This is a genomic window from Streptomyces sp. NPDC004561, from assembly GCF_053602155.1.
Map to the genome: position 1 here is coordinate 1 of NZ_JBSGDB010000340.1, position 9,987 is coordinate 9,987.

Below are 9,987 nucleotides of genomic sequence, written 5' to 3' on the forward strand. Positions count from 1 at the left end.
GCGCCGGGGGCGTCGGGCCCGCTCCTGCTGGTGAGCACCAGGTGCAGCGCGCCCGCGCCGGCCAGCCAGCGGGCGAGGTGCCGGCCCACACCGCCGGTTCCGCCGGTGACCAGGACGGTGCCGCGCGGCCGCCACGGTGTCGCGGGCTCCCCGTCGGCGGGCCGCGCCCGGACCATGCGTCGGCCGTACACGCCGTCGGCACGGACGGCAGCTGATCCTCGTCGTGCTGCGCCAGCACTCCGGCCAGCCGGCGCAGCGCGTGCTCGTCCAGCGTCTCGGGCAGGTCGACGAGACCGCCCCAGCGCCGCGGCAGTTCCAGCGCGGCGACGATGCCCAGGCCCCACAGCTGTGCCTGGCCGGGGTCGCGCAGCGGGTCGGTGGCTCCGGTGGACACGGCTCCGCGGGTCGCGCACCACAGCGGTGCCCGCACGTCCGCGTCGCCCAGCGCCTGCACCAGGGTGACGGTCGTGGCGAGGCTCGCCGACAAGGTCGGGTGGGCCGGGTGGCAGCCGGGGGCCAGGCCGAGCATCGAGAGGACGCCGGCGGGCTGTTCGCCGCCGAGTTCCTCGGCGAGCCGCTTCGCGGCCTGCGCGCGGTCGCAGTCGACGGGGAGTTCGACGACCCGCACCTTGGCGCCGTGGGCGCCGAGCACGCCGACGACGCAGGGCGCCCACTGCTCGTCCGCCAGTCCGGCGGGGAGGACGGCGAGCCACAGGCCGTCCAGTCCGGGGGCCGGATCGTCGGTCAGCCGCCGGAAGGAGACGCGGTAGCGCCAGCCGTCCACCGTGGACCGCTCGCGGCCGCGCCGGCGCCACGCGGACAGTACCGGCAGCGCCGGGCCGACGAGGGCGGCGTCGTCCGCGCCGAGTTCGTCGGCGAGCCCGGACAGGTCCGCGTTCTCCACCAGCTCCCAGAACCCGGCCTCGACCGGATCGGCGCCCGCGGGCACCGGGTCGGCGCTCTCCAGCCAGTACCGCTGCCGCTGGAACGCGTACGTCGGCAGATCCACCCGCCGTACCGGACGCCCGGCGAAGGGGACCGTCAGGTCCACGGGTACGCCGCTCACATGCAGTTCGGACACGGAGCGCAGGAAGCGGTCCATGCCGCCCTGGTCCCGGCGCAGCGAGACACCGGTCACGGCGTCGGCACCGGCCTCCTCCGCGATCTCCGTCACGGCGCCGGCCAGCAGCGGGTGCGGGCTGCACTCGACGAACACCCCGTGCCCGTCGTCCAGCAGCGTCCGTACGGTCCGCTCGAACTCCACCGTGTGCCGCGCGTTGCGGTACCAGTACCCGGCGTCCAGGGCGGTGGTGTCCAGCACGGTGCCGGTCACCGTGGAGTAGAAGGGGATGTCCGCCGCGCGCGGCGTGACCGGGGCCAGCAGGTCGAGCAGTTCGGGACGCAGGCCCTCGACCTGGGCGGAGTGCCCGGCGCCGGTGGCGCCGCGGACCTTGCGCACGCGCACGCCCTCGGCCTCCAGTTCCGCCAGGAGTTCGTCGACCGCGCCGGGCTCTCCGGAGACGGTCAGGGCGGCGGGCCCGTTCACGGCGGCGACCGACAGCCGCTCCCCGTACTTCTCCAGCCTCGCGCGGGCCCGGTCGGCGGGCATGGCGACCGCGAGCATCGCGCCCTTGCCGATGAGTCTGGTCAGCGAGCGGCTGCGCAGGGCCACGATCCGGGCCGCGTCGTCCAGCGTCAGCGCGCCCGCCACGTACGCGGCGGCGACCTCGCCCTGCGAGTGGCCGACGACGGCGGCGGGCGTCACACCGTATGAGCGCCACAGGGCGGCCAGCGACACCATCACCGTGAACAGGGCGGGCTGGGCGACCTCCACCTCGGCCATGCTCGGTGCGTCCTGTTCGGCGCGCAGGACGTCGAGCAGCGGCCGGCCGACGTAAGGGGCGAACGCCTCGGCGCAGGCCTTCGCCTGCTCGGCGAAGACCGGGGAGGTGTCCAGCAGTTCGCGGGCCATCTCGGTCCACTGCGAGCCGTGGCCGGGGAAGACGAAGACGACCTTGCCGGAGGCCGCGGCGGCGCCCTGGACCACGGTGTCCGCGGGTCGGCCGTCGGCGAGCGCCGCGAGCCCGGCCCGCAGCTCGTGCCGGTCACGGCCGACGACCACGGCCCGCTGCTCCAACTGCGTCCGCGTGGTGACGAGAGCGCGGCCGACGTCGGGCAGGGCGAGCCCGTCCGTGCGGTCGAGGTGGTTCAGCAGCCTGCGTGCCTGCTCGCGCAGGGACCGGGCGGTCTTCGCGGACAGCGCCCACGGGAAGACGTCCAGGGGCCGGGCGTCGGTCGCGTCCCGCGCCACGGGGGTCCGCTCGCCCTCGGCGGCGGGCTCGGCCTCCGGGGCCTGCTCGATGATGGTGTGCACGTTGGTGCCGCTCATCCCGAACGAGGAGACGGCCGCACGCCGCGGCCGGTCCCGGTCGGGCCAGGCGGTCTGCTCGGTGAGCAGGCGCACACTCCCGCCGGCCCAGTCGACGTCCGGGGTCGGCTCGTCGACGTGCAGCGTCCTCGGCAGAATGCCGTTGCGGACGGCCATCACCATCTTGATGACGCCGCCGACGCCCGCGGCGGCCTGCGCGTGGCCGATGTTGGACTTCAGCGACCCCAGCCACAGCGGCCGGTCCTCGGCACGTTCCTTGCCGTACGTGGCCAGCAGCGCCTGCGCCTCGATCGGGTCGCCGAGCCGGGTTCCGGTGCCGTGCGCCTCCACGGCGTCCACCTCGTCCGGGGCGAGCCGGGCATTGGCCAGCGCCTGCCGGATGACCTGCTGCTGGGCCTTGCCGCTGGGCGCGGTCAGGCCGTTGGAGGCGCCGTCCTGGTTGACCGCGCTGCCCCGCACCACGGCCAGCACCCGGTGCCCGTTGCGGCGGGCGTCGGACAGCCGCTCCACGAGGACCAGGCCCACGCCCTCGGCGAAGCCGGTGCCGTCGGCCGACGAGGAGAACGCCTTGCAGCGGCCGTCGGCGGACAGCGCGCGCTGCCGGCTCGACATCGTGAACGCGGACGGTCCGGCCATCACCATCACGCCGCCGGCCAGTGCCATGGAGCACTCGCCGCCCCGCAGCGCCTGCACGGCGAGGTGGAGGGCGGTCAGTGAGGACGAGCACGCGGTGTCGACGGTGACCGACGGGCCCCGCAGGCCGAAGGTGTAGGAGAGCCGGCCGGAGATCACGCTGGCCGCGTTGCCGCTGGGGAGGTAGCCCTCGACGCCGTCGGGCACCTTGAGCGGGCGGCCGGTGTAGTCCTGGTAGCCGGAGCCGACGAAGACGCCCGTGGCCGTGGAGCGCATCGCGTCGGGGGCGATCCCGGCGCCCTCGAAGGCCTCCCAGGTGGTCTCCAGCAGCAGGCGCTGCTGCGGGTCCATGGCGACGGCCTCGCGCGGGCTGATGCCGAAGACCGCGGGGTCGAACTCGTCCGCGTCGTGCAGGAATCCGCCCTGGGTGGTGTACGTGGTGCCGGGGTGGTCGGGGTCCGGGTGGTAGAGCGCCTCGACGTCCCAGCCGCGGTTGCCGGGGAAGCGGGAGATCGCGTCGCGGCCGGAGGCGACCAGTTCCCACAGGTCCTCGGGCGAGCGCACGCCGCCGGGGTAGCGGCAGGCCATCCCGATGATGGCGATCGGCTCGTCCAGCACGGCGGCGGCCGCCTCGGCCGTGGCCGCCGCGTCCTGGCCGCCGGTGAGTTCGGCGAGCAGGTGGGCGGCGAGGTCCGCGGCCGTGGGGTGGTCGAACACCAGGGTCGTGGGCAGGGCGAGGCCGGTGGCGTCGTTGATCCGGTTGCGGAGTTCCACCGCGGTCAGGGAGTCGAAGCCGAGGTCCCTGAAGGGCCGGTCGGCCTCGACCGCACTCGCTCCGCGGTGGCCGAGGACGGCGGCGGCGTGCGTGCGCACCAGGTCCACGAGGGCGCGTGCGCGGTCCTCGTACGACAGCCCGGCCAGGCTCTCGGCGAGCGCCCCGGAGCCGTGGGCCGCCTCGGGGGCGTCCTCGGCGAGCGTCGCGCGCACCTCGGGCAGGTCGCCGAGCAGCGGGCTCGGCCGGCCGAGGGTGAACGGCGCGATGAAGCGCGACCAGTCCACGTCGGCCACGCTCAGCAGGGTCTCGTCGCGGTCGAGCGCGGCCTGCAGGGCGGTGATCGCCGATGCGGGGGTCATCGCGCGAAGGCCCCGGCGGCGCAGCCGCTCCTCGTCGTCGCCGTCCTCGACCATGCCGCCGTCGGCCCAGGGGCCCCAGGAGACGGCGGTCGCGGTGCGGCCGCGGTCGCGGCGCTGCCGGGCGAGCCCGTCGAGGAAGGCGTTGCCGGCGGCGTAGGCGGCCTGGCCGCCGCTGCCCCAGACGCCGGAGATGGACGAGAAGAGGACGAAGGCGTCGAGCTCCTGGTCGCCGAGCAGCTCGTCGAGGTGCGCCGCGCCGTCCGCCTTGGCGGCGAGCGCGGCGGCGAAGGCGGCCGGGGTGGTGGCGTCCACCATGCCGGCGTCGGCGACCCCGGCGGCGTGCACGACGGCGGTGAAGGCGTGCTCGGCGAGCAGGGCCGCCACGGCGTCCCGGTCGGCCAAGTCGCAGGCGGCGAGCGTGACGCGGGCGCCGAGGGCCTCCAGCTCGTCCCGCAGGGCGGCGGCGCCCGGTGCGTCCGCGCCCCGGCGGCTGGTGAGGACGAGGTGTTCGGCGCCGCCGCGCGCCAGCCAGCGGGCGACGTGGCCGCCGAGCGCGCCCGTACCCCCGGTGACGAGGACGGTGCCACGGGGCTGCCAGCGGCGGCCGGCCGCGCGGGCCGGGGCGTGGGCGAGCCGCCGGGCGAAGACGCCGGAGGCGCGGACGGCGAGCTGGTCCTCCTCCCACCGGCCCGTCAGGGCCTGTCCCAGTACGTCGGCCAGGCGTGCGGCGGTCTGGTGGTCGACGGACTCCGGCAGGTCGATCAGGCCGCCCCAGCGCCGGGGTAACTCCAGGGCGACGGTGCGGCCCAGGCCCCAGACCTGGGCGTGCCGGGCGTCGCGTACGGCGTCGGAGCCGCTGACGGCCACCGCGCCCGAGGTGAGGCACCACAGCGGGGCGTCGACGCCCGCGTCGCCCAGGGCCTGGACGAGCAGCAGGGTGGGCAGCACGGGCTCGCCCGTGACGAGCAGGGACAGCACGCCGTCGACCGGCCCGATCCCGGCCAGCTCCCCGGCCAGAGCGGCGCGGTCGCTCGTCCCGCCCACGACGAGCGTCTTCAGCGTGGCGCCGCGAGCGGTGAGCGCGGTGCGGACCGCGGCGGTCTGCTCGTTCTCCTCCTCGGGCACCGCCAGCAGCCAGGTGCCGCCGAGGCCGGCGGGAGCGAGCTCGCCCAGGCGCTTCCACGACTCGCGGTAGCACCAACCGTCCACGGCGGACCGCTCCTTGCGCTGCCGCCGCCACGACGACAGCCTCGGCAGCACGTCGCTGAACGCGTCCCCCGCCCCGACGTCCAGGGTCTCCGCGAGGGCCTGCGCGTCCCCACGCTCCACGGTCTCCCAGAACTCCGCGTCCACCGGATCCACCACGGAGGCGGCCGCTTCCGGGGCGTCGACCCAGTAGCGCTCGTGCTGGAAGGCGTAGGTCGGCAGGTCGACACGGCGGGCACCGGGGAAGAAGGCGTGCCAGTCCACTTCCACGCCGCTTACGTGCAGTTGGGCGTACGCGGTGGTGAGCGCCTGGGGTTCGGGGCGGTCGGCTCGGAGTACGGGAATGGTGACGACGCCGTCCACACAGTCCTGCGCCATACCGCTGAGGACACCACCCGGGCCGATCTCCACGAACGTGCTCACACCCAGCTCATGCAGGGTGCGAAGGCCATCAGCGAAGCGGACCGCCTCACGCACGTGACGCACCCAGTACTCCGGGGTGTACGACTCGGCCAGGCGGCCCGTGAGGTTCGAAACGACCGGAATCCGCGGCTCGTTGAAGACCAGACCACTGACGGCCTGCCCGAACTCCTCCAACATCGGGTCCATCAGCGGTGAGTGGAACGCGTGGCTGACCTTCAGCCGCGACGTCTTGCGGCCCTGCTCGGCGAAGGAAGCGGCGATCGCAAGGGCCGTCGTCTCGTCACCCGAAACCACCACCGACGAGGGGCCGTTGACCGCGGCGATGCTCACCCCGTCGGCGAGGTGGGGCAGGACTTCCTCCTCGGTGGCCTGTACGGCGACCATCGCGCCGCCCGCGGGCAGGGCCTGCATCAGCGCGGCACGGGCGGACACCAGCTTGGCCGCGTCGTCCAGCGACAGCACACCGGCGACGTGCGCGGCGGCGATCTCGCCCACGGAGTGGCCCATGACGAAGTCGGCCCGGACGCCCAGGGATTCGAGGAGCCGGAACAGTGCCACCTCGACCGCGAACAACGCGGGCTGGGTGCACCCGGTCAGGTGCAGGGTCTCGGCGTCGACGTCGACCGGGGCGTCCAGACGCGCGCACACCTCGTCGTAGGCCGCGGCGAAGGCGGGGAACGCCGCGTACAGTTCGCGCCCCATGCCGATGCGCTGCGCGCCCTGCCCGGAGAAGAGGAAACCGGTCCTGCCACCGGCCGGGCGCCCCAGCAGCACACGGGACGAAGGGGTCCCGGCGGCCAGGTCCTCCAGCCCGAGGAGCAGTTCCGCACGGCTCTCCCCCACGACCGCGGCCCGGTGACGCATGGCCGCGCGGGTCGTGGCCAGCGACAGCCCGACGTCCCGGGGCCGGACCCCGCCTCGTACGAAGGGCAGTACCGCCGCCGCCTGCGCCCGCAACGCCGCGTCGCTCCTGGCGGAGAGCACCCACGCCAGGGGGCCGTCGGCGGCTTCCCCTGCGGGCTCCTCGTCCTGGGCCGGCGCCTGTTCGATGATCGTGTGGGCGTTGGTGCCGCTGACACCGAAGGACGACACGGCGGCCCGGCGCGGGTGATCGGTCTCCGGCCAGTCGACGGCCTCGGTCAGCAGGCGGACCTCGCCCGCGGACCAGTCCACGTGCGGCGTCGGCTCGTCCGCGTGCAGAGTCTGCGGGAGCACACCGTGGCGCATCGCCATGACCATCTTGATGATGCCGCCGACACCCGCGGCGGCCTGCGTGTGGCCGATGTTGGACTTCAGCGAGCCCAGCCACAGCGGCTGTCCCTCGGGCCGCTCCCGGCCGTACGTGGCGAGGAGTGCCTGCGCCTCGATCGGGTCACCCAGCGTCGTACCCGTGCCGTGCGCCTCCACCACGTCGATCTGGGCGGGAGACAGGCCGGCCGACGCCAGGGCCTGGCGGATGACCCGCTGCTGGGCCGGACCGTTCGGCGCGGTCAGGCCGTTGGACGCACCGTCCTGGTTCACGGCGCTGCCCCGCACCACCGCCAACACCTCGTGGCCGTTGCGGCGGGCGTCGGACAGTCGCTCCACCAAGAGCATGCCGACGCCCTCGGCCCAGCCCGTGCCGTCCGCCCCGGCGCCGAACGCCTTGCACCGGCCGTCCGGGGCCAGCCCGCGCTGGCGGCTGAACTCCACGAACGCGGTGGGCGTGGTCATCACCTGCACGCCGCCGGCCAGCGCCATGGAGCACTCGCCGTCGCGCAGCGCCTGGATCGCCCAGTGCAGTGCCACCAGCGACGACGAGCACGCCGTGTCGACGGTGACCGCCGGGCCCTCCAGGCCGAAGGTGTAGGCGATGCGGCCGGACATCACGCTGGCGGAGTTACCGGTCCCGAGATGGCCGTCGGACTCGCCGCCCACCCCGACCAGGAGGTTGACGTAGTCCTGGTAGCCGGAGCCGACGAAGACTCCGGTACGGCTGCCGCGCACCGACTCCGCGTCGATGCCCGCCCGCTCGAACGTCTCCCACGTGGTCTCCAGCAACAGACGCTGCTGCGGATCCATCGCCACGGCCTCACGCGGACTGATCCCGAAGAACCCCGCGTCGAACTCACCCGCCCCGTAAAGGAATCCACCGCGGCGCGTGTACGACTTCCCCGTCGCCTCAGGATCCGGATCGTAGATGCCGTCCACGTCCCAGCCACGGTCCGCCGGGAACTCGCCGACCGCGTCACCACCCGAAACCACCAACTGCCACAGGTCCTCCGGCGACCGCACCCCGCCCGGATACCGGCACCCCATGCCGACGATCGCGATGGGTTCCTGGTCCTTCTCCTCGGCCTCGCGAAGGCGCTCCCGGACCTGGCGAAGGTCTCCGGTGACGCGCTTGAGATATTCGAGGAGCCTGTCTTCGTTGCTGCTCATCCGCCTCATCCGTCCTCGGCTGTCGTTAAAGGTAGGGCGCCAAGAACTAGGAATTTTCTAGATCTTGATCGATCAGTTCGAAGATGTCGTCGATCGTCGCGTCCTGGAGCTGCCGCTGCGCCTCGGCGGATTCCGCGCCCTGCTCACAGGCGGAGTTCACCAGGGACAGCAGCTCCTGCAGCCGCCTCCGCACCCCTGACCGAACCGTCTCCTCGGCGGAGGAGGCCGTGGAGATCACCGACTCCAGCCGGTCGAGCTCGCTGAAGACCGACACCTCGTCCGGGCCCGTCCGGCCGGCGAGTTCGCTCCGCAGGTAGCGGGCGATCGCCTCGGGCGTCGGGTGGTCGAAGACCAGCGTCGCGGGCAGGGTCAGGCCGGTGTCGGTCGTGAGCAGGTTGCGCAGCTCCACCGCGGTCAGGGAGTCGAAGCCGAGGTCCCGGAAGGCCAGGTCCGGTTCCACCGCCGCGGAGCCGCTGTGGCCGAGCACGGCCGCCGCGTGCGCGCACACCGTGTCCACGAGCAGGCGCTGCTGTTCGTCCTCGGACAGCGTGGAGAGCTTCTCCTTCAGCGCGGACGGCTCCGCGGCCCGCTCGGCGGGCTCCCGCGCGAGGGCGTCCCGGATCTCGGGCAGGTCGCTCAGCAGCGCGCTCGGCCTGCTGAGGGTGAACGGGACGACGAACCGCTCCCAGTCCACGTCCGCCACGGTGACCGTGCCGTCCCCGCCGCTCAGCGCACCGTGCAGCGCGGAGATCGCCCGGTCCGGTCGCAGCGTGGTCAGGCCGCGCTGCCGCAGCCGCTCCTCGTCCCCGGCGTCGGCGACCATGCCGCCCTCACCCCACGGGCCCCAGGCGATCGCGGTCGCGGCGAGGCCCCGGGCCCGCCGGTGCTGCGCCAGGCCGTCGAGGAAGGCGTTCGCGGCCGAGTACGCGGCCTGCCCGCCGCCTCCCCACACGCCGGCGACGGAGGAGAAGAGGACGAACGCGTCCAGTTCCTGATCGCCGAGCAGTTCGTGGAGGTGCACGGCCCCGAGGGCCTTCGCCGCCACCGTCGCCGCGAAGTCGCCGAGGCTCGTCTCGGCGAGCATCCCCGCCTCGGCGGTGCCGGCCGTGTGGACGACGGCGTTGACGGGGTGCTCGGCGAGCAGCGCGGCGAGCGCCCCGCGGTCGGCCACGTCACAGGCGGCCACGGTCACGCGCACGCCCGCCTCCTCCAACTCGGCCTTGAGACCCGCGGCTCCGGGGGCGTCGAGACCACGGCGGCTGGTGAGCACCAGGTGCTCCGCACCCGCACCGGCGAGCCAGCGGGCCACATGCCCACCCAGCGCACCCGTACCACCGGTGATCAGGACGGTGCCGCGCGGCGACCACGAGCGGTCGCTCCGGGTTGCGGGCAGTCGCGACAGACGCCGGGCGAACACCCCGCGGTCGCGGATCGCGACCTGGTCCTCGGCCGACTGGCCGAGGACCGCGGCGAGGCGGCCGGCGACCCGATCGTCGACCGTGTCCGGCAGGTCGACCAGACCGCCCCAACGCGGGGCGTGCTCCAGCGCCGCCACCCGGCCCAGACCCCAGACCTGGGACTGGTACGGGTCCGCCACCTCGTCGGCGGGGCTCACCCCCACCGCGTTCCGGGTCGCGCACCACAGCGGGGCGCCGATGCCCGCGTCGCCCAGGGCCTGGACGAGCAGAACGGACAGCGCGACGCCGGCGTGCCTGTCCGCGCCGGGCAGCAGCGTGGACAGGACGTGGTCGGCGGCGGCCTCCAGGTCGGGCGGCGTGCCC

The 9,987-nt window shown here is 74.6% G+C and carries 2 protein-coding genes and 3 pseudogenes; all 5 read right to left on the reverse strand.

Annotated features, from left to right (window positions below):
• On the reverse strand, positions 1 to 176 hold a 176-nt coding region (locus ACWEN3_RS32835; protein ID WP_452978263.1), incomplete at its 3' end, for a KR domain-containing protein.
• A 674-nt stretch (positions 177 to 850) separates the two neighbouring features.
• Positions 851 to 2,551 (reverse strand): annotated as a pseudogene (locus ACWEN3_RS32840) (acyltransferase domain-containing protein); the annotation flags it as partial.
• Between the two features lie 12 nt (positions 2,552 to 2,563).
• A pseudogene (locus ACWEN3_RS32845) lies at positions 2,564 to 8,083 on the reverse strand (type I polyketide synthase); the annotation flags it as partial.
• A gap of 69 nt (positions 8,084 to 8,152) precedes the next feature.
• A pseudogene (locus ACWEN3_RS32850) lies at positions 8,153 to 8,215 on the reverse strand (polyketide synthase docking domain-containing protein); the annotation flags it as partial.
• Between the two features lie 37 nt (positions 8,216 to 8,252).
• Positions 8,253 to 9,987, reverse strand: a 1,735-nt coding sequence (locus tag ACWEN3_RS32855; protein WP_452978261.1) for an SDR family NAD(P)-dependent oxidoreductase, incomplete at its 5' end; no start/stop codon positions are given.